17 protein-coding genes are annotated in these 18,719 nt (G+C 72.7%); 9 read left to right on the top strand and 8 right to left on the bottom strand.

Features of this window, described 5'->3' with window-relative positions; genetic code table 11:
- Positions 1-19 precede the first annotated feature (19 nt).
- Positions 20-1,273: a deoxyguanosinetriphosphate triphosphohydrolase gene (locus ACP4J3_RS16610; protein WP_426534963.1), complete on the bottom strand. Its 1,254-nt coding sequence runs from the start codon at positions 1,271-1,273 to the stop codon at positions 20-22.
- Positions 1,274-1,420: 147 nt separating this feature from the next.
- Positions 1,421-2,293 (bottom strand): sirohydrochlorin chelatase, encoded by an 873-nt coding sequence (locus tag ACP4J3_RS16605; RefSeq protein ID WP_426534962.1) that lies wholly within the window; start codon positions 2,291-2,293, stop codon positions 1,421-1,423.
- Positions 2,294-2,517: 224 nt separating this feature from the next.
- Here ACP4J3_RS16605 and ACP4J3_RS16600 point away from each other — a divergent pair, with 224 nt between their 5' ends.
- A complete protein-coding gene (locus ACP4J3_RS16600) occupies positions 2,518-3,204 on the top strand; it encodes a SanA/YdcF family protein (RefSeq protein ID WP_426534960.1) in 687 nt (228 codons plus the stop codon).
- Here the strand turns inward: ACP4J3_RS16600 and ACP4J3_RS16595 are convergent.
- The 3 genes from ACP4J3_RS16595 to ACP4J3_RS16585 are packed head-to-tail and all read right to left on the bottom strand — an operon-like array spanning position 3,191 to position 6,809.
- On the bottom strand, positions 3,191-3,958 hold the full coding sequence (locus ACP4J3_RS16595) for an enoyl-CoA hydratase-related protein (RefSeq protein ID WP_426534958.1): 768 nt from the start codon (positions 3,956-3,958) through the stop codon (positions 3,191-3,193). The two genes, ACP4J3_RS16600 and ACP4J3_RS16595, sit on opposite strands and share 14 nt — an antisense overlap.
- A 23-nt stretch (positions 3,959-3,981) precedes the next feature.
- On the bottom strand, positions 3,982-5,229 hold the full coding sequence (locus ACP4J3_RS16590; protein ID WP_426534956.1) for a hypothetical protein: 1,248 nt from the start codon (positions 5,227-5,229) through the stop codon (positions 3,982-3,984).
- A complete protein-coding gene (locus ACP4J3_RS16585; RefSeq protein WP_426534954.1) occupies positions 5,226-6,809 on the bottom strand; it encodes an amino acid adenylation domain-containing protein in 1,584 nt (527 codons plus the stop codon). Before ACP4J3_RS16585 ends, ACP4J3_RS16590 begins: the two co-directional genes overlap by 4 nt.
- 339 nt (positions 6,810-7,148) lie before the next feature.
- Here ACP4J3_RS16585 and ACP4J3_RS16580 point away from each other — a divergent pair, with 339 nt between their 5' ends.
- A complete protein-coding gene (locus tag ACP4J3_RS16580) occupies positions 7,149-9,341 on the top strand; it encodes a molybdopterin oxidoreductase family protein (RefSeq protein WP_426534952.1) in 2,193 nt (730 codons plus the stop codon).
- Between the two features lie 3 nt (positions 9,342-9,344).
- Here ACP4J3_RS16580 and ACP4J3_RS16575 read toward each other — a convergent pair whose 3' ends face one another.
- Positions 9,345-9,767: a gamma-glutamylcyclotransferase family protein gene (locus tag ACP4J3_RS16575; RefSeq protein WP_426534950.1), complete on the bottom strand. Its 423-nt coding sequence runs from the start codon at positions 9,765-9,767 to the stop codon at positions 9,345-9,347.
- 111 nt (positions 9,768-9,878) lie between these two features.
- Between ACP4J3_RS16575 and ACP4J3_RS16570 the strand changes: the two genes are divergently transcribed.
- The 4 genes from ACP4J3_RS16570 (at position 9,879) to ACP4J3_RS16555 (ending at position 14,314) form a co-directional block, all read left to right on the top strand.
- A complete protein-coding gene (locus ACP4J3_RS16570; protein WP_426534948.1) occupies positions 9,879-11,522 on the top strand; it encodes a M4 family metallopeptidase in 1,644 nt (547 codons plus the stop codon).
- A 146-nt stretch (positions 11,523-11,668) separates the two neighbouring features.
- On the top strand, positions 11,669-12,589 hold the full coding sequence (locus ACP4J3_RS16565; protein ID WP_426534946.1) for an aminoglycoside phosphotransferase family protein: 921 nt from the start codon (positions 11,669-11,671) through the stop codon (positions 12,587-12,589).
- A 435-nt stretch (positions 12,590-13,024) separates the two neighbouring features.
- The gene (locus tag ACP4J3_RS16560) at positions 13,025-13,543 is read left to right on the top strand and encodes a hypothetical protein (protein WP_426534944.1); all 519 of its coding nucleotides are present in this window, start codon (positions 13,025-13,027) and stop codon (positions 13,541-13,543) included.
- 120 nt (positions 13,544-13,663) lie between these two features.
- A complete protein-coding gene (locus tag ACP4J3_RS16555; protein ID WP_426534942.1) occupies positions 13,664-14,314 on the top strand; it encodes a class F sortase in 651 nt (216 codons plus the stop codon).
- Here the strand turns inward: ACP4J3_RS16555 and ACP4J3_RS16550 are convergent.
- Entirely contained in the window at positions 14,246-14,656 is a 411-nt protein-coding gene (locus ACP4J3_RS16550) for a winged helix-turn-helix transcriptional regulator (protein ID WP_426534940.1), read from the bottom strand. The genes ACP4J3_RS16555 and ACP4J3_RS16550 overlap by 69 nt on opposite strands.
- 97 nt (positions 14,657-14,753) lie before the next feature.
- Between ACP4J3_RS16550 and ACP4J3_RS16545 the strand changes: the two genes are divergently transcribed.
- Positions 14,754-15,686, top strand: a complete 933-nt coding sequence (locus ACP4J3_RS16545; protein WP_426534938.1) for an NAD(P)-dependent oxidoreductase — start codon at positions 14,754-14,756, stop codon at positions 15,684-15,686.
- A 50-nt stretch (positions 15,687-15,736) separates the two neighbouring features.
- Here ACP4J3_RS16545 and ACP4J3_RS16540 read toward each other — a convergent pair whose 3' ends face one another.
- Positions 15,737-16,519, bottom strand: coding sequence for a sulfite exporter TauE/SafE family protein (locus ACP4J3_RS16540; protein WP_426534936.1), 783 nt, complete (start codon positions 16,517-16,519; stop codon positions 15,737-15,739).
- 155 nt (positions 16,520-16,674) lie between these two features.
- On the opposite strand from ACP4J3_RS16540, the gene ACP4J3_RS16535 reads away from it, so the two are divergent.
- Positions 16,675-17,856 (top strand): polyprenyl synthetase family protein, encoded by a 1,182-nt coding sequence (locus tag ACP4J3_RS16535; protein ID WP_426534934.1) that lies wholly within the window; start codon positions 16,675-16,677, stop codon positions 17,854-17,856.
- Positions 17,853-18,527: a biliverdin-producing heme oxygenase gene (locus ACP4J3_RS16530; protein WP_426534932.1), complete on the top strand. Its 675-nt coding sequence runs from the start codon at positions 17,853-17,855 to the stop codon at positions 18,525-18,527. Before ACP4J3_RS16535 ends, ACP4J3_RS16530 begins: the two co-directional genes overlap by 4 nt.
- The last annotated feature ends 192 nt before the right edge of the window (positions 18,528-18,719 follow it).

The raw sequence follows: 18,719 nt of genomic DNA, 5'->3' as shown, positions 1-18,719 counted from the left end.
TGGGTGAGCACGGTGGGCGCTACGTCCTACGCGTGAGCCGCACGTGCAGAGAACGCGCCGACGCGTCCGTCAGGGAGGCGATCTGGTCGACGATCACACGTTTGCGGGCCCGGTCGTCGGCAGCCTCGTCGAACAGGGCCCGGAACTGCGGGTCCAGCCCTTCGGGGGCGCGGGCGGTGAGCGCGTCGGCCAGTTCGGCGACCACGATCCGCTGGTCGGCGCGGAGCCGTTCCTGCTCGGCGCGCTGCATGACGTACCGGTCGGCGACCGCCTTGAGGACCGCGCACTCCAGGCGGGTCTCGCGCGGTACGACCAGTTCGGCGCCGTAGCGGGTGAGCCGGCCGGCGCCGTACGCCGCGCGCGTGGCGGCCTCGGCGGCCAGGCAGAACCGGCCGATGAGCTGGCTGGTGGCGTCCTTGAGGCGGGCCTGGGCGACGGCCGAACCGTCGTAGCCGTGCGGCCACCACTCCTCGTCCTGGAGCCGGTCGAGGGCGGCGGCGAGTTCGGCCGGGTCGGTGTCCTCGGGGACGTACCGTCCGACGGCCACCGCGAACACGGCCTCGCGTTCCGGTTCGGCGTGCAGGAGGTTGGGGTCGACGTGGCCGGCGTGCAGGCCGTCCTCGACGTCGTGCACCGAGTACGCCACGTCGTCGGACCAGTCCATGACCTGGGCCTCGAAGGTGGTGCGGCTGCCGGGGGCGTCCTTGCGGACCCAGTCGAAGACGGGGCGGTCGTCCTCGTAGACGCCGAACTTCGGGGATTTCGGGGCGGTGGGGTGGGCGCCTCGGGGCCAGGGGTACTTGGTGGCGGCGTCGAGGGTGGCGCGGGTGAGGTTGAGGCCGACGGAGCCCTCCGGGGTGAACCGTTTCGGTTCGATGCGGGTGAGGAGTCTCAGGGACTGGGCGTTGCCCTCGAAGCCGCCGCAGTCCTCGGCGAACTCGTTCAGCGCGACTTCGCCGTTGTGGCCGAAGGGTGGGTGGCCGAGGTCGTGGGAGAGGCAGGCGGCTTCCACGAGGTCGGGGTCGCAGCCGAGGGCTGCGCCTAGTTCGCGGCCGACCTGGGCGCATTCCAGGGAGTGGGTCAGGCGGGTTCTGGGACTGGGGTCCCAGGCCTGGCTGTGGGTTCCCGGTGTCACTACTTGTGTCTTGCCGGCGAGCCTTCTCAGGGCAGCGGAGTGCAGTACGCGGGCGCGATCGCGTTGGAAGGCCGTGCGGCCTGGGCGTTTGTCGGGTTCGGGGGCCCAGCGTTCGACTGCCGACTCGTCGTAGTACATGCACCGACAGTAAGGGCAGACACTGACAAACGGAGGGCTGTGTTGCGCCTAGTCGTCTGCCGGGATTTGTTCGGTTGCGGGTGCGGGTTGTGTGTGGCTGGTCGCGCGGTTCCCCGCGCCCCTGGGTTGGCCACCCCTCCCGGCGTTCTAAGCCGACGCCAACTCCCGAGCTGCCGTGACCGGCGTCCCCGCCATCTGGTCGTAGCGGTGCAAGAGCAGGCGGGCCATCGCCCGGTGCGTTCCCAGCGGCGCCGACGCCATCCACGGTGCCGCCTCCGCGCACTCCGTCGCGAAGCGGCCGGGGGCCGTGAAATAGGAGGCGATCGCGGTCCTTGTGCGACCCCTTGCCGCCAGCGCGGCCAGCGCGTCCGGGACCGTCGGGGCCGCCGTCGTCGCGTAGGCGGGGATGACCGGGACGCCCAGGCGGTTGGCCAGGAGGTGGGCCGTGTGGGCGGTGTCCAGTTTGGACTCGGGGTCGCGGGAGCCCGCCGCCGCGAGGACCACCGCGCTCTTGCGGCGTGTCGGCTCGTCCATGCGAGTGCGCCAGCCTGCCTCCACGAGACGGGCGTAGAGGGCCTCCACCAGCAGGGGGTGCGGGCCGAGGGCAGGAGCCACGCGGGCGCGCACGTCGGACTCGGCGGCCATCTCGGGGATGTCCCGCTTGACGTGGTAGCCGCGGCTGAGGAGCAGCGGGACCAGGATCGCCTCCCGGTCGCCGAGGGCCGCGAGGGTGTCGGAGAGCAGGGGCTCGTTGAGCTCGATGTGGCCGAGGTGGACCGGCAGGCCGGGGCGCAGCTCGCGGACCTTGTCGAGGAGCGCGCGTACGGTGCTCAGGGCGCGCGGGTCGCGGCTGCCGTGGGCGACGACGACGAGCGCGGGCGGCTCGGGGCGGCGCCGGCCGTCGCGGGTGACGAGGCTGAGCTGGCTGGCGAGCTGGCTGCTGATCCGGTTCATGAGGTGCGCCGTACTGTCGAGGTGGGCCGTCGTGGACTCGTCGTGAAGAGGGTTCGACGCCGTCATGAACCGATGGTGGCGGCGGCACGTTGCCTTCCCGTTTCGCGGGAATGACGGGTTCTTACGCCGGGTTCACGGCGCGGGGAGAGGGGTGTGTGAGGCGGTGTGACCAGCGGATTCGTGGGGGTGAGTGAAGCTGGTCACGTCGGGTGGAGTGAACCGGGGAGGGCTGCCCGGCGTCCCTGAGGGGCGAGGGCGGGGCGTGAGCCGCCCCGGGGAGGGACCGTCCGATGCGACTGCCGAAGCCGCGCCGGCCACGGCTGCCGCGCACCCGTGCCGGGCAGCGGCGGCTGGTGCAGGCCGTGATGGCCGGGTGCGTGCTGGCGCTGCTGCCGGCCACCTGGATGTACGTCGTCGCCGGTGACCGGCTGCGCACGACGGCGGACGCGCCGCGCACCGACGTCGCCGTCGTCTTCGGCGCCGGGCTGTGGGACGGCGAGCCGTCGCCGTATCTCGCCCACCGTCTGGACGCGGCGGCCGAGCTGTACCGCGCGGGGCGGATCGAGGTGGTCCTCGTCACGGGTGACAACAGCCGGGAGGAGTACGACGAGCCCGATGCCATGCGCGCCTATCTGACCAGGCACGGTGTGCCCGACTCGCGGATCGTCAGCGACTACGCCGGCTTCGACACCTGGGACTCCTGTGTCCGGGCCAAGAAGATCTTCGGCGTCGACGAGGCGGTGCTGATCAGCCAGGGCTTCCACATCCGGCGGGCGGTCGCGCTGTGCCAGGAGGCGGGGGTGGCGTCGTACGGCGTGGGGGTCGACGCCAAGCACGACGCCACCTGGTACTACGGCGGCACGCGGGAGCTCTTCGCGGCCGGCAAGGCGGCCCTGGACGCCGTCTTCGAGCCGGACCCCCGGTTCCTCGGGCGGCAGGAACCGGGGGTCCGGGAGGCGCTGGCTAGCGCCCGGTGAAGCGCGGCCGGCGTTTCTCCAGGAACGCCGTCATGCCCTCCTTCTGGTCGTCGGTGGCGAACAGGGCGTGGAACACCCGGCGTTCGAAGACGATGCCGTCGCGGAGCCCGGTTTCGAGGGCCCGGTCGACGCACTCGCGGGCCGCCGTGACCGCCGCGCGACCGTACGAGGCGATGGTCGCCGCCGCCTCCAGGGCGTCCGGCAGGACCCGGTCGTCCGGGACCACCCGGGAGACGAGACCGCAGCTTCCAGCCTCCCGTGCGTCCATCGTGCGGCCGGTCAGGATCAGGTCCATCGCCTTGGCCCGGCCGACCAGGCGGGTCAGGCGCTGGGTGCCGCCGATGCCCGGGATGACGCCGAGTTTGATCTCCGGCTGGCCGAAGACCGCCGACTCTCCCGCGATGATCAGGTCGCACATCATCGCAAGCTCGCAGCCGCCGCCCAGCGCATAGCCGTTGACGGCCGCGATCTTCGGGGTGCGGAGGGCTGTGAAGCCCTCCCAGGCGGCGAAGTAGTCCTCGGCCGCCATCTCCGCTGCCGTCTTCCCCGCCATCTCCTTGATGTCGGCGCCCGCCGCGAACACCTTCTCCGAGCCGGTGACGACGAAGCAGCCCACCTCGGGGTCGGCGTCCAACGGGCGCAGGGCGTCCAGGAGTTCGGTCAGCAGGTCGCCGCTGAGGGCGTTGAGCACATGCGGGCGGTGCAGGCGCACGGTCACCACCGCGCCGTCGCGCTCGATCTTCAGGTTGTCCATGCGTGCCTCCAGATTGCTGCGGTCTACGAGTCCCAGATCGCGCCGTACGCCGGAATCCCGCGCCGCTCCAGTCCGTGCACCACCTGCCAGGTGAGCTTCTTGTTGGAGATGCAGATGACGGCCTCGGCCCCGAAGTCCCGGTACGCCTCGTAGGCGAGCCGCACCATGTCCGGCTTGCCGTGCCGGGAGGTGTCCCAGACCAGCGCGTGCGGCTGGGCGGCAAGGATCTCGTCGACCAGGGCGTCGCCGTAGGTCGTGCGAGGGTCCCGGGTGGCCCAGACCAGGCGGGCGGGGACCTCGGCGGCCAGCAGATGGGGCAGGCAGGGGCCGATGCCGCTGCCGGTGGCGACGTAGATCACCTTCTTGAACAGGGCCTCGATGTTGGCGACGCCCGCCGTGGTGATGCCCTTGACCCACACCCGGGAGGGCAGGTCGTCGATGAAGGCGCCCGTCCAGTCCCCGGCGCGCGAGATGGTGAGCCGGAAGCCGGGCTCGCCGGGGGCCGGGACGTTGGCGAAGGAGTGCCACTCCTTCAGCGGGCTGCGGCTGATCGCCGTGGAGGAGCCCGCGAAGGGGGTCTCGCCGTGGTCGAAGCGGGCCAGGACGACGTGCGGGGAGGGCCGTTCGAGGCGGACGTCGACCTTGCGCAGCCGTAGCCAGGGCAGGGCGACGCTGAAGGTGACGACCGCGAGGACACCTACCTCCACCGGGCCCGGGGTGGACAGGAGCGTGTGGGTCCAGAAGAGGGCGAGGGCGCTCCAGCCGCCGAAGCGGTGGATCTTCTCGAAGTGGTCGTGGTGGCGGGACCGGAACGGCGGGAGGGCGGTGGCGACGATCACGGCGAGGAGGGCGATCAGGGTCCAGCTCACCACGGCCAGCGCTCCGCCGGGCCCGGTGAGGGTCAGCGCCAGGAACCAGGCGGCTCCCGCCAGTGCCCCGCCGATGTGCAGGCCGCCGAAGTGGTACACCTTGCCCAGCGTCCAGCGGATCTTCAGCGGCCAGGTGGGCGGCGCCCAGGTGGCCAGCCGGAAGAAGAGGTTGATGACGTACTGCTGGCGGACGACGACGGCGAGCGCGAGGTTGGCGAGGGCCGCGTGGCCCATGGTCTGCGGGGACGGGGGCCAACTCGCCCACAGGAAGACCAGGTTGGCTGTCAGGACCAGCGCCGCCAGCCGGTTGTGGTGCATCAGGCGGGGGTGCTTGAGCAGGCGGCGCGGCAGCGAGGTGAGCGGGGGCAGGTCGACGGCCCCGCGGCGCAGCGACGTGGTCATCGGGCCACCGCCTTGCGCTCCTCGACCATCCGCAGCAGCGCCTGTTTGTCGATCTTGCCGCGGTCGGTCTCGGGTAAGAATGGCAGGGGCATGACATGTTCGGGCACGCAGTAGTACGGCAGCGCGTCCGCCACCGCGCGCCGGGCCGCGTCGGGGTCGACGTCCGCCGGGCAGACGAAGGAGACGAGGGTGCGGGCGTCCCGCTTCAGGGTCACCGCGCGCAGGCAGCCCTCGACCCGCTCCAGCACGGAGGAGACGCAGTCCAGCTCGACCCGGAAGCCGCGCACCTTGACCTGGTCGTCGGTGCGGCCGAGGTGTTCGAGCGCGCCGTCGGCGGTCCAGCGGCCGAGGTCGCGGGTGCGGAACATCCGGTGACCGGCGCCGAGGAAGGGGTCCGGGGCGTAGCGCTCGGCGTTGAGGGCGTCGTTGTCCAGATAGCCGGCCGACACGCAGTCGCCGCCCGCCCACATCTCCCCCACCTCGCCGATGGGCAGCGGGCGGCGGTCGGCGTCGAGGACGTAGACCGTGTTGTTGGGGGTGGGGCGGCCGATGCTGAGCAGCGGGTCGGACGGGCGATGGCGGTGCATGGTGTTGACGATGGTCGTCTCGGTCGGGCCGCAGCAGTTGTGGAAGGCGGCGGTACGGGCCCACCGGTCGGCGAGCGGGCGCGGGCAGGGCTCCCCCGCGACGGCGACCGTACGGACGCCCGGACAGGCCGCCGGGTCGATGCCGGACAGCACGGTCGGGGTCGCGACGATGACGTCGGCCGTGCGGGCCGCCGCCGCGATGTCCTTGCCGCGGATGACGAGGGTGCCGCCGTGGGTGAGACAGCCCAGGATCTCCCAGGCGGCCATGTCGAAGGCGACGTTGAGGAGCTGGGCGACCCGGTTGCCGGGGCGGATGCCGAGGCCGCCGGGTTCGGTGAGCAGGATGTTGGCGACGTTGCGGTGGGTGACCTTCACGCCGTTGGGGCGGCCGGTGGTGCCGGAGGTGAACAGGACGTAGCAGCCGTCGTCGGGGCGGACCGGGCGGACGGGGGTGCGGGGTTTCGGGGCGTACGGCTGTGGCGTGTCCAGCGTGATCGTCAGGTGGCTGTCGGGCAGCGGCACGCGGTGGGCGTGCTCGGCGACCGTGAGGACGACGCGGGTGCGGGCGGTGCGGATGACGTGGGCGAGCTGGGCCGGGGGCGTGAGGCCGATGTCCTGGGGGACGTAGGCGGCGCCCGCCTTCAGGATGCCGAGCAGGCCGACGAGCATCGGGATCGAGCGGCGTACGAAGAGGCCGACGTGGTCACCCGGGCGTACGCCCTCGCGGGCGAGCCGGGCGGCGAGGGCGTCGGCGTGCCGGTCGAGCTCGCCGTAGGTGATCCGGTCGGTCCGGTCGGTCCCTTCGGTTCGGTCAGTTCGGTCGCCCAGGTGCTCGGCGGCGACGGCGTGCGGGGCGGCCGCGGCCTGCCGTTCGACGGCGCGGTGGACGAGCGGGTCGGGGACGGGGACGGTGGGGCCGCGGCCGTACTGCCAGAAGAGGCGCTGGTCGCGGGGCGTGAGATGGCCCAGCGGGCCGGAAGTGCGCGGGAGCATGACGTGGGGACCTCCTGGCTGTTTCGCATGTCGAATCTCGAATGTCGAATGCCGTGCGGAGTCCATGCCTCGTACAGCGCTAGCGCAGTGCTGGACGTGCGCACGACTGTAGCTCCGGCTCTTCAACACTCAACAAGGTGTGACCGGCCAACTACGGTACGGAATGAGCCACATGTGGTCTCTTTCACACCGACGGCAACTTCCGTACCGCCCGGCGGCGACTCACCGCGGGGCGCCCACGCGCCTCACGGCGGCCGGGCGGCGACGGGGAGGTCACCGTCCCGGCCGCGTAACAGGGATCCGCCGCGCACGTAACACGCCCGACTCACGCTGGACGGTATGCCGAACTCCGTGACGCCCACGCACTGCCCGTACTGCGCCCTGCAGTGCGGAATGAACCTCACGCCCTTGCAGGACGGGGGTGTCACGGTGGTCGAGCGCCCGGACTTCCCGGTGAACCGGGGAGCGCTGTGCGGCAAGGGCCGTACGGCTCCCGCGGTGCTGGCGTCGGGCGTCCGCCTCACCTCACCGCTGGTGCGGTCGGGCGGCACGCTCGCGCCGGCCACCTGGGACGAGGCGCTGGACCGGATCGCCGAGGGCCTCGGGCGCACGCGTGCGGAACATGGCCCAGACGCGTGCGGGGTCTTCGGCGGGGGCGGCCTGACGAACGAGAAGGCGTACAGCCTCGGCAAGTTCGCGCGGATCGTGCTCGGCACCTCGCAGATCGACTACAACGGCCGCTTCTGCATGTCGTCGGCGGCCGCGGCCGGGATCAAGGCGTTCGGGCTGGACCGGGGCCTGCCGTTCCCGCTCGAGGACATCCCGAGGACGGGCTGCGTCATCCTCGTCGGCTCCAACCTCGCCGAGACGATGCCGCCGTCGCTGCGCTTCTTCAACGAGCTGAAGGAGAACGGCGGCACGCTCATCGTCGTCGACCCGCGCCGCACCAAGACCGCCGAGCACGCGGACCTGCACCTGATGCCCCGGCCCGGGACCGATCTGGCCCTCGCCCTCGGCCTGCTGCACCTGGTCGTCGCCGAGGGGCGGGTGGACGAGGAGTACGTCCAGGAGCGCACGACCGGCTGGGAGGAGGCGCGGGCCGCGGCGATGGCGCACTGGCCGGAGTACGTGGAGCGGATCACCGGAGTATCCGTGCCCCAACTCCGGGAAACCGTACGGCTGTTCTGCGAGCCGGAGCACGCGATGGTGCTGACCGCGCGCGGGCCCGAGCAGCAGTCCAAGGGCACGGACACGGTGGGCGCGTGGATCAACCTGTGCCTGGCGACGGGGCGGGCCGGGCGGCCGCTGTCCGGCTACGGCTGCCTCACCGGGCAGGGCAACGGACAGGGCGGGCGTGAACACGGCCAGAAGGCCGACCAGTTGCCCGGCTACCGCAAGCTGGACGACCCGGCGGCGCGCCGGCATGTCGCCGAGGTGTGGGGCGTGGACCCGGACAGCCTGCCCGGACCGGGACGCAGCGCGTACGAGCTGCTGGACGCGCTGGGCACGGACATCCGGGCGCTGTTGCTGATGGCCTCGAACCCCATCGTGTCGGCACCGCGCGCGGCGCACGTCGAGGAGCGCATACGGTCGCTGGACTTCCTGGCCGTGTGCGACGTGGTGCTGTCCGAGACGGCGGCGCTCGCGGACGTCGTCCTGCCGGTCACCCAGTGGGCGGAGGAGACGGGGACGACGACGAACCTGGAGGGCCGGGTGATCCTGCGCCGGCGGGCGATCACCCCGCCCGAGGGCATCCGCAGCGACCTGGAGGTCATGCACGAGCTGGCGGCGCGGCTGGGCGGCGAGAAGGGCCTGGAGAAGGGCTTCCCGACCGACCCCGAGGAGGTCTTCGAGGAACTGCGGCGGGCGAGCGCGGGCGGGCCGGCCGACTACTCGGGGATCACGTACGGCAGGCTGGCGGCGGAGAACGGGGTGTTCTGGCCGTGCCCCGCCGCAGCCGACACGGCCGACGACGCCGAGGACTGTGAGGACGCCTCACTGGACGCGACCGCCGAGGCCGACGACCCCGCGCAGGACGACGAGGCCACCACCCCCGCCTCCGCCGTACACCCCGGCACCCCCCGCCTCTTCCTCGACCGCTTCGCCACGCCCGACGGACGCGCGAGGTTCGCCCCCGTCACGCACCGGGCGGTCGCCGAGGAACCCGACGACGAGTACCCGGTCCTGCTGACGACGGGTCGGGTCGTGGCGCAGTACCAGTCCGGCGCCCAGACCCGCCGCGTCGACGAGCTGAACGCCGCCGCGCCGGGCCCGTTCGTCGAGCTGCACCCCCGGCTCGCGGCGCGGCTCGGGGCGGCCGAGGGCGACCCGGTGGCCGTGGTCTCGCGGCGGGGCCGGGCGGTGGCGCCGGCCCGCATCACGACGGGCATCCGCCCGGACACCGTCTTCATGCCCTTCCACTGGCCGGGCGAGGGCCGCGCCAACACCCTGACCAACCCGGCGCTGGACCCGACGTCGCGGATGCCGGAGTTCAAGGCGTGTGCGGTGCGGGTGGAGGCGGTACGGAGCTGACGTTCACCCCGGGATTCGCCAGTCCCCGCCCTCGATGAGCTTGCCCCGGGCGCGGAGCCGTGCGGCGACAGCGGGGGCGGCCACGTACACCCAGGCCCGTACGACGGTGCCGTCCGCGCGGGTGACCTCCCGTGCCACCCGCTCGTAGAGGTTGCGGGAGTCGCCCGGCGCGTAGTCCTCCAGGCGGTCGAGGGCGCTGAGCAGTTCGTCGTACGCCTCGGGGCGCGCGCTCACGACCTCCCCGGTGACCACTCCTCCCGGCTCCTCCACGGCGTACGGGTAACCGGGGCCGTCGTACAGGACGAGCCCCCGCATCAGGGCGGGCACCTCGGACTCGGTGCGGCCGCGCAGGAACAGGTCGTGGTTGGACTCGCCGGGGCGCAGGGTGCCGTAGACGAAGAACGGGAGTCGGGGAGAGAGGCTCACAGAAACGATTCTCTCCCCTCACACACCTGCACGTATTCACCCTGGCCATGGCATGTCCACGGCCCCTTGAATCTGGGACACCTTTAGTTACCGCCCAGTTCAAGGAGACCGATGAGTCGGATACGGCTGCATGTCCGAGGTTCCCGTCTCACCATTGCGGGGGTCGCCGCCACCACGGCCCTGCTGGCCACCACACTCTCCCCCGCCGCCGGCGCGGACGACCGGCCGACCAGGGCGAGCGTGCTGGAGAACGCGGCGTCGGTCCTGCTGGAGCGGGCCGCGGCGCTGGGGCTGACCGCCGCGCAGGACACCACCGTACGGGACGTCGTCATCGACGCGGACGGCACACAGCACGTCCGCTACGACCGCACATACCGCCAACTCCCCGTACTCGGCGGCGACTTCGTCGTCCATCTGGCCAAGGACGGTACGTATCGCGGCGCCTCGCGCGCCGTCAGGAGCCCGGTCTCGCTGCCGAGCGTGACTCCACGGCTCTCGGCACCCAGGGCGGCCGACCTCGCGGCGAACGCGCTGCGCGCCGCGAACCTCGGCGAGACCCTGAAGCGGCTCACGGCCAAGCCGGAGCTGGTCGTCGACGCCCTGCACGGCACCCCGAAGCTGGCCTGGCGGACCGACGCCGTCGCCCAGGACTCCCTCGGCAACCCGGTCGCCCGCACGGTGCTGACCGACGCCCGCACCGGCGCGCAGATCGACGCGTGGGACAGCATCGAGACGGCGTCGGGCGACGGGAAGTCGCTGTACGGCGGCACGGTGCCGTTGGAGACGACGCCGTCGGGATCGACGTACCAGTTGAAGGACCCGACGCGCGGCGGCACTTACACCGGTGACGCCGAGAACAAGACCGACCTGTGCCTCCTCGTCATCTGCCTCGACCGCGCCCCGGCGACGGTCTTCACGGACGCCGACAACCACTGGGGCACGGGCACGACGGCCGACCGCGCCACGGCCGCGGTGGACGCCCAGTACGGCACGGACGTGACATGGGACTACTTCGAGGACGTCCACGGCCGGCGCGGCATCGCGGGTGACGGCAAGGGCTCGTTCAACCGCGTGCACTACGGGAACAAGTACAACAACGCCTTCTGGGACGGCAGTTGCTTCTGTATGACGTACGGCGACGGTGACGGCACCCAGCTCGGTCCGCTGGTGTCGCTGGACGTCGCCGGGCACGAGATGACGCACGGGGTCACCTCGAAGACGGCCGCGCTGACGTACTCGGGTGAGCCCGGAGGGCTGAACGAGGCGACGTCCGACATCTTCGGCACGCTGGTCGAGTTCCACGCGGGGAACTCCTCGGATCCCGGGGACTATCTCATCGGCGAGAAGATCGTCCGGTCGGGCTTCGGCCGGGATGCCCTGCGCTACATGGACAAGCCGTCGAAGGACGGCAACTCGGTGGACTGCTGGAGCGCGACGACGGGAACGCTCGACGTCCACTACTCGTCGGGCGTCGGCAACCACTTCGCGTATCTGCTGGCCGAGGGCAGCGGCGCGAAGACGATCAACGGTGTCAGCTACAACTCGCCCACCTGCGACGGCTCTTCGGTGAGCGGGATCGGCCGGGACAAGCTGGGCAAGATCTGGTACCGGGCGCTGACCGTCTACATGACGTCCTCGACGACGTACGCGGGGGCGCGGACGGCGACGTTGAACGCGGCGCGGGATCTCTACGGCAGTGGTAGCGCGGAGTACTCGGCTGTGGGGGCGGCTTGGAAGGCGGTGAATGTGGGCTGAGGGTCGGGGGCATCGCCGTGGGGGCCCGGGTGCGTGGCCGGGTGCGGGTCGTAAATGGCTGGTCGCGTGGTTCCCCGCGCCCCTAGGTTGGCCGGACCTATGCCGGTTCGGGAGCGGGCCGGCCCCCGCGTCAGCCATGGAGCCGTATGCCGTCCCGCGCCAAGATGCACGCCGATGAGCTGGACATCGACGAGGCGCTGGTCGCCCGGCTGGTCGCGGAGCAGTTTCCGCGGTGGGCCGGGCTGCCGGTGGTGCGGGTCGCTTCCGCCGGGACCGACAACGCCATGTACCGGCTGGGCGACGACATGGTCGTACGGCTGCCGCGGCTCCCCGGCGGGGCCCGCCAGATCGTCACCGAGCATCGCTGGCTGCCGCGGTTGGCCCCGCACCTCCCCCTCACCGTCCCCACGCCCCTGGCGAAGGGCGAACCGGCCGCCGGCTATGACCTGCCCTGGGGCGTGTACGACTGGCTGGACGGCGAGAACGCCTACGACGCGCCGCTCACCGAACCTCCGGTCGCCGCGGCGGAGTTGGGGCGCTTCGTGGCGGCGCTGCGGAAGGTGGACGCGGTGGGCGGTCCGCCGTCCTGGCGGGGCGACCCGGTGCGCAAGCACGACGCGTACATGCGCACCGCGATCCATGAGCTGGGCGCCGCCGGCACGCTGGACGCGCGGGCCGCGACCGCGTTCTGGGAGCACACCCTCGGTCTCCCCCAGTGGACCGCCGCCCCCGTCTGGCTCCACGGCGACCTCTTGCCGGGCAACCTGCTGACCTCCGCCGGCCGCCTCACCGCGGTCATCGACTTCGGCGGCCTCGGCGTCGGCGACCCCGCCGCCGACACCATCGCGGCCTGGGCGGTCTTCGACGCCGGCACCCGCGAGGCGTTCCGCACGGCGGCCGACGTGGACGACGCGACGTGGGCGCGGGGGCGGGGGTGGGCCTTCTGCTTCGGGCTGATGGCCGAGCACTACTACGGCGACGTCTGCGGGAGCGGGACGAATCCGGTGCTGGCGGGAGTGGGGAGGCGGGCGGTGGGCGAGGTGCTGGCGGAGTGGCACTCGGGCTGACCGCGCGACCGCCGAGACCGAGGAGCCGTCTGGTTCGGGCGGCCGGGCCTGGGCCGTCGCGGTGCCGACTGCCGTCACTGTGCCGGGCCGGCCGGGCCGGGCCGGCGGCCGGGCTCGTTTCGGGCTGCCCGGTTGGTTCCGGCCGCCGGTTCCGGCTGCCCGGCTGCTGGGTTCCGGCCGCCTTGCCCGGTCCGGGCTGCCCGGCCGCAGCCGTCACCCGTTCACACCCCGGCGCCCCGCCCAACCGATTCTCTTCCGTAGCGCCTCCGCCCTGCCGCCATGACCTGCTGAAACACGAACCCCTCGGCGGTGCCGCCCCTCCCTCCCGCCCCCATTCACCCCATTTCCGGGGCTCCCTCGAGAAGCGCACCCGCCCCGCTCCCCTTTACCTCGAAAGGACAGAGGCCACTGAAGAGCTAGCTCGAGGGAGCTTCGATGCGTCGTACCGCCCGTCTGCTGACCGGGACCGCGCTGGCCGTCGGTGCCGTGGGGAGCGTCGTCGCGCCCGCGTACGGGGACGAAGGCGGTGGTCTGAAGCTGGGGCCGGCCTCGGTCGTGCCGGGTGGGGAGGTCACGGTGCGCACGGACGCGTGCCGGAACGGTGCCGCCGCGGGCGACGCCAGTGCGGTGGGTGCCGGGGACTTCACCATGGCGCCCGGCACGGGGGACGAGCGGGCTGCCGGGCGGTTCCGGGTGCCGCCGAGTGCGCAGCCGGGGACGTACGAGATCGTCGCGACCTGCGCCGAGGGCGGCCGGCGGGTGACGGGCGACCTGGTGGTCACGCTGACGGCGACGCGCGGGCAGGTGCATCCACGAGGAAGTGTGAAGACGGGGGTCGGCGGCACGAACGGCCGCGATCCCGTGCAGACCGCGGCCGGCGTGGCGGCGCTCGCCGTCGCCGCCGCGGGCGGTACCTGGCTCCTGCATCGCCGGGCGAGAGGCGACGGGATCTGACGGACCCCCTCCGCTGTCCGTCCGCCGGTACCGCACGTCCCCTCCCCCTCCGGGTCCGACGCCCCTCGCGGCCCGGAGGGGGAACGGGTGGCGCCCGAGGAGAGTCCCAGGGAGGCCGACGTGCGCAGTCGAAGGAGTGCCGGTGACGCCGCCATAGCCGCCGTCACCCTCCTCGCCCTCTGCTCCGGCGCCTGGCTGCTGAGCAGCGGCGGCGAGACGCCCGCCCCGCCGCAGCCCTCGGCCTCGCAGTCCGGCGAGGGCAGCCCACCCGCGAGGGCGCGGCCCCGCACCGTGGGCGCCGCCGCGCTTCCGCCTTCTCCTCCCGACCGCATCCGCATACCCTCGATCGGTGTCGACGCGCCCCTGATGGGCCTGGGTCTGACGAAGGCGGGCAGCCTCGATGTGCCGCCGGCCGGGCGGAAGAACCTCGCCGGGTGGTACGAGGCCGGCACCACACCCGGCGAGACGGGCACCGCGATCGTCGCCGGGCATGTCGACAACGCCGACGGGCCCGCCGTCTTCTACCGCCTCGGCGCCCTGCGCAAGGGCAGCACCATCGAGGTGGACCGGCGCGACGGCGGCACGGCCCGGTTCTCGGTCGACGCGATCGAGGTGTACGACGCGAAGGCCTTCCCGGACGAGAAGGTGTACGGCGCGGCGGCGCGCCCCGAGCTGCGGGTGATCACCTGCGGCGGGGGTTACTCACGGACGACCGGGTATCGGGGCAATGTCGTGGTCTTCGCGCATCTGGTCGGAGGCGGCGGTCCCTGACCCCGGGCGCGCGCGGTCATCGAGGATGTTCTCCCTGCCCCATGCGCCCAGCGGGGCCAGCGCCGCGTTGAGCGTCACGCCTAGCGGCGTCAGTGAGTACTCCACGCGCGGGGGCACCTCGTCGTACGCCTCCCGGTGCACGATGCCGTCGGCCTCCAGCTCCCGAAGCTGCGCGGCGAGCACCTTCTCCGTCACGCCCGTCACCTCCCGGCGCAGCTCCCCGAAGCGGCACGAACGCACGCTCAGCGCCCAGAGGATGAGCACCTTCCACTTGCCGCCCACCACGTCCATCGCCGCGTCGATCCCGCAGACGTACGCCCCGGGCCGCCGTCCGACCGCCATGCCGCCCCTCCCCTGCCTGGACCCTTTCCCGGCGGTAACCACCCACTCCGAAGTACGTACTTGAGCAGGCCGTTCCCCTGCGACGAGCCTAAACGCCATGACTGACAATCCGATTGCCTCCCATGCCTCCCGTCCCTCTCATTCCTCCTCCCGTGCCTCCCGAACTCCTCTCTCCCTCCTCGGCACCGGCACCATGGGCTCCGCCCTCGCCCGCGCCTGGCTCGCCGCCGGTCATCCGGTCACCGTCTGGAACCGCACCCCCGCCCGGGCCGAACCCCTGGCCGCCGACGGCGCTACCGTCGCGGCGAGCGCCGCCGACGCGGTGGCCGCGAGCCGGCTGGTCGTCGTCTGTCTGCTCGACGACGCCTCGGTCGGCGAGGCCCTCGACGGCGCCGACCTCTCGGGCCGTGACCTGGTGAACCTCACGACCGGCACCCCGGCCCAGGGCCGCGCCCGTGCCGCCTGGGCCGAGGCGCGCGGCGCCCGTTTCCTGGACGCCGGGATCATGGCCGTACCGCCGATGATCGGGGATGCGCGGTCGGGGGCGTATGTCCTCTACAGCGGCTCGCCCGGTCTGTTCGAGGAGCACGGCGGCACCCTCGCCGTCCCGGCCGGCACCCGGTACGTCGGTGCGGACCCGGGCTTCGCGGCGCTGCACGACGTGGCGCTGCTGAGCGCGATGAACGGCATGTTCGCGGGCGTGCTGCACGCCTTCGCGCTGATCCGCCGGGAGGACATCGCGCCGAGCGACTTCGCCCCGCTGGTGGTGTCGTGGCTCGGCGCGATGGCGCCCGCAGCCCACAAGACCGCCGAACAGTTGGAGAGCGGCGACTTCGGCAAGGACGTCGTCTCCAGCCTCGCCATGCAGGTCGCGGGCGACGCCACCCTGCTGGCCACGGCCGAGGAGCAGGGCGTGAGCGCGGAGCTGCTGACGCCGTACATGGCCCTCATGGAGCGGTGGCTGGCCGAGGGACACGGGGACGAGGACACGACCGGCATGATCGAACTGCTGGATCTGGGGCGGAAGTAGGGGCGGCGGCCTGCCGCTGGGGGTGCTGTGCGGGACTTTCACCACACCCCCTAGGCCACCCACTGCTCGTACGCCAGCTTCACCACCAGCCCGAACACCGTCGTCAGCAGCACGGCCCGCACGAATCCGCTGCCCTTCTTCAGCGCCGTACGCGCCCCCAGCGTGCCGCCCGCCAGATTGAACACGGCCATCACCACGGCCAGTTGCCACAGGACCGTGCCCTGCCAGGCGAAGGTGGCCAGCGCGCCGGCGTTGGTGCAACAGTTCACGATCTTGGCGGTCGCGGAGGCGGTGACGAGGTCGAGGTGGAGTACGGCGGTGAGGGCGAGGACGAGGAACGTGCCGGTGCCGGGGCCGATCAGGCCGTCGTAGAAGCCGATGCCCAGGCCGGCCAGTCCGATCGCGGCGAGGATCCGGCGGCGCGAGGCCGGGCCGGGCGCCGGGGCCGTGCCGAAGGCGGGGCGCAGGATCACGAAGGCGGCCACGGCCAGCAGTACCACCATGATCACGGGCTTGAGAACCTCGGTGCTCATTCCGGCCGCGAAGAAGGCGCCGCCGGAGGAACCCGCGAGGGCCGCGAGGCCGATGCGCACGGCGAGGCGTACGTCCACGGGGGCCTTGCGGGCGTACGTCACCGCCGCGCCCGACGTGCCGACGATCGCGACCGCCTTGTTGGTGCCGAGGGCGTACGCGGCCGGGGTGTTCGCCGGGAGGCCGAGCAGCAGGGCCGGCAGCAGCAGGAGGCCTCCGCCGCCGACCACGGCGTCGATCCAGCCGGCCGCCAGGGCCGCGAGGCACAGCACGGCGATCGCGGTCAGGGATATGTCGGGCATGATCGCGACCCTAGGCAGAGGGTGCGTGCACCGTCCACGTATATGAGCGGCATCTGAGGTTCGGGTTCGGGAATCGGCCAAATGCCAGGATGTCCTTGCATGAGTGACGGAAAAGCGATCTTGACCGACTTTGTTTCGGCATCCACCATCCGAGCATGGAGGCGGGCCTGGGCGGGGCGCGGGTGGACGGCGTGGTGCGCCGTGACGCCGCGCTGCTGGAGGACGACCTGCGCGCGTTCCTCGGCTCGCTGACCCCGGGCGGGGAATCGGCGCAGGCCACCGCCCTGCACCGCGCCCTCCTCACCCCGGTCGCCGACGCCCTCGGCTCCAAGGTGGGGCAGCAGGCGCTGCCGCCGGCCGCGGGGGCGCCCGGCGGTGCGGCGCCGCTGCGGCCGTCGATGGTGTACTGGGCGTATCGCAACTACCGGGGATTTCCGGGAGAGTTGGGCGACGAAGACGCCTCCGCCGATCTTGCCGTGGTGCGGCGGGTGGCGGTGGCCGTGCGGGTTCTGCTGAAGGCCGCGGTGGTGCTCGACGACATCCAGGACGACAGCGGCGTCCGCTACGGCGAGCCCGCGCTGCACGTCACCCATGGGGTGCCGGTCGCCCTCAACACCGGCTGCTGGCTGATCATGGAGGCGCTGCGGCAGGTGGCGGACCCGGCCGTGGCGGACAGCCTGGTGCGCAGCGTCGGCCATGGCTTCACCGGGCAGGCCCTGGACCTGGCGACGAGGTCGGCACAGACCCGCGCCGAGCTGCTGGCCGCCCCGCGCGAGGCACGGGTGCGCTTCTGGGAGTCGGTCGCCGAGCGCAAGACCGGCACCCTGTTCCGGATGCCGCTGGACGCGGCCCTCGCCGGTCTGCGGGTCGTCGAGGAGGAGCGGCACGCCCTGGACGAGGCGATGCGCCGGCTCGGGTTGGCGAGCCAGTTGTTCAACGACCTGACCGACGTGGTGCCGGAGCTGGGCGGCGCCAACACCCACGAGGACTTCGACGGGCTGAGCAACCGGGTGTTCCTGGAACTGCTCGGCTCCGGGCCGCTGCCGGACGGCCCGGGCGAGCCGGGTGATCCGGGTGATCATCCGGGTGAGCGGGGTGATCCGGGCGGCCTCACGGGCGCGCGGCTGCGGTCGTACGTCCTCGACCACCCGGACCTGCCGGGCGTCCTCCTCGAACTCTCCGCCCGGGCCGTCGAGTTGAAGCGCTCGGCGAAGGAGGCCGTACACGGTGTGTGCCGGTCGCCCCGCAGCGCGGCCTACTTCGACGTCACGATCGACCGCAAGGGCCACCTCATCGACCGGCTGCACGAGACGGTCCGACGGCGGAGCGGCAGGTGACGGCCACGGCGGCCGAGCGGCTGCGGGCGGCCACCCGGGCGTGGCACGACGCCCTGGAGTCCTGCGGCTTCGCCCTCGCCCTGCGCGACGGGACACTCCCCCTCGACCGCTACGTCGGCCAGCTCGCCGCCTTCCGAGGCGTGTGGGAGGCCCTTGAGGCCGAGCTGGCTGGGCTGGCCGAACCGGCCGAACCGGCCGAACTGCCCCACGCCACTTGCCCGGAGATCGCTCACGTGTGGTCCCCGGACCTCGTCAAGGTCCCCCTCCTCGACGCCGACCTGCGCCACTTCACCGCGTCCGGCGTCGTACCACCACCCCTGGCGGCCGAGGCCACGCGCGCGTTCGCGGACGAGATACGACGGACCTCGGCGGCGCACCAGCCCGAACTGCTCGGCTTCCTCTACGTCCTGGAGGGCTCCACACTCGGCGCCCTGTCCCTGCGCCCCCTCGTCCGCGCCGCCTACGGACTGGGCACCGAGGGCGTCGCCTACTACGGCAGCGGCGACCGCGACCGCTGGGCCCGGCTCACCGCCCGGCTGAACGAGACCCTGACCGACCCGGCGCTCCAGTCCCGCGTCATCGCCGCCGCCGAACGCGCCTACCGCCACATGGCCCTGGTGACATGGGCCCTCTCGGCGGGACCGGGCCCGGGCCGGGTCACGCGCGCGTGACGGCAGGTCCAGCTTGGTGAAGATGTTGGCGACGTGCTTCCCCGGCTCGGGCCGGGCAACATGGGCGCGTGCCGGCGGCATGGGGACATGCCCTCACTTCCCCGGACCCACCTGAGCGAGGGCGGTTCGGGCCCTCGCGCACCAGCCTCCTGACCCAAACCGCGGCATCGTCCCGGCCTCGTGAGCTGCTGA

Origin of the sequence: Streptomyces sp. UG1 (assembly GCF_049974585.1) — a bacterium.
Classification (GTDB): Bacteria; Actinomycetota; Actinomycetes; order Streptomycetales; family Streptomycetaceae; genus Streptomyces.
The sequence above is the reverse complement of the archived record's forward strand: the minus strand, read 5'-3'. Positions and strand labels throughout refer to the sequence as shown.

Coding starts and splice junctions, on each gene's coding strand:
- ACP4J3_RS16595 (WP_426534958.1), bottom strand. CDS start 3,958: ATGGACAACCTGAAGATCGAGCGCGACGGCGCGGTGGTGACCGTGCGC.
- ACP4J3_RS16560 (WP_426534944.1), top strand. CDS start 13,025: ATGCGTCGTACCGCCCGTCTGCTGACCGGGACCGCGCTGGCCGTCGGT.
- ACP4J3_RS16605 (WP_426534962.1), bottom strand. CDS start 2,293: ATGACGGCGTCGAACCCTCTTCACGACGAGTCCACGACGGCCCACCTC.
- ACP4J3_RS16550 (WP_426534940.1), bottom strand. CDS start 14,656: ATGGCGGTCGGACGGCGGCCCGGGGCGTACGTCTGCGGGATCGACGCG.
- ACP4J3_RS16610 (WP_426534963.1), bottom strand. CDS start 1,273: ATGTACTACGACGAGTCGGCAGTCGAACGCTGGGCCCCCGAACCCGAC.
- ACP4J3_RS16565 (WP_426534946.1), top strand. CDS start 11,669: ATGCCGTCCCGCGCCAAGATGCACGCCGATGAGCTGGACATCGACGAG.
- ACP4J3_RS16590 (WP_426534956.1), bottom strand. CDS start 5,229: ATGACCACGTCGCTGCGCCGCGGGGCCGTCGACCTGCCCCCGCTCACC.
- ACP4J3_RS16540 (WP_426534936.1), bottom strand. CDS start 16,519: ATGCCCGACATATCCCTGACCGCGATCGCCGTGCTGTGCCTCGCGGCC.
- ACP4J3_RS16545 (WP_426534938.1), top strand. CDS start 14,754: ATGACTGACAATCCGATTGCCTCCCATGCCTCCCGTCCCTCTCATTCC.
- ACP4J3_RS16580 (WP_426534952.1), top strand. CDS start 7,149: ATGCCGAACTCCGTGACGCCCACGCACTGCCCGTACTGCGCCCTGCAG.
- ACP4J3_RS16600 (WP_426534960.1), top strand. CDS start 2,518: ATGCGACTGCCGAAGCCGCGCCGGCCACGGCTGCCGCGCACCCGTGCC.
- ACP4J3_RS16535 (WP_426534934.1), top strand. CDS start 16,675: ATGGAGGCGGGCCTGGGCGGGGCGCGGGTGGACGGCGTGGTGCGCCGT.
- ACP4J3_RS16570 (WP_426534948.1), top strand. CDS start 9,879: ATGAGTCGGATACGGCTGCATGTCCGAGGTTCCCGTCTCACCATTGCG.
- ACP4J3_RS16585 (WP_426534954.1), bottom strand. CDS start 6,809: ATGCTCCCGCGCACTTCCGGCCCGCTGGGCCATCTCACGCCCCGCGAC.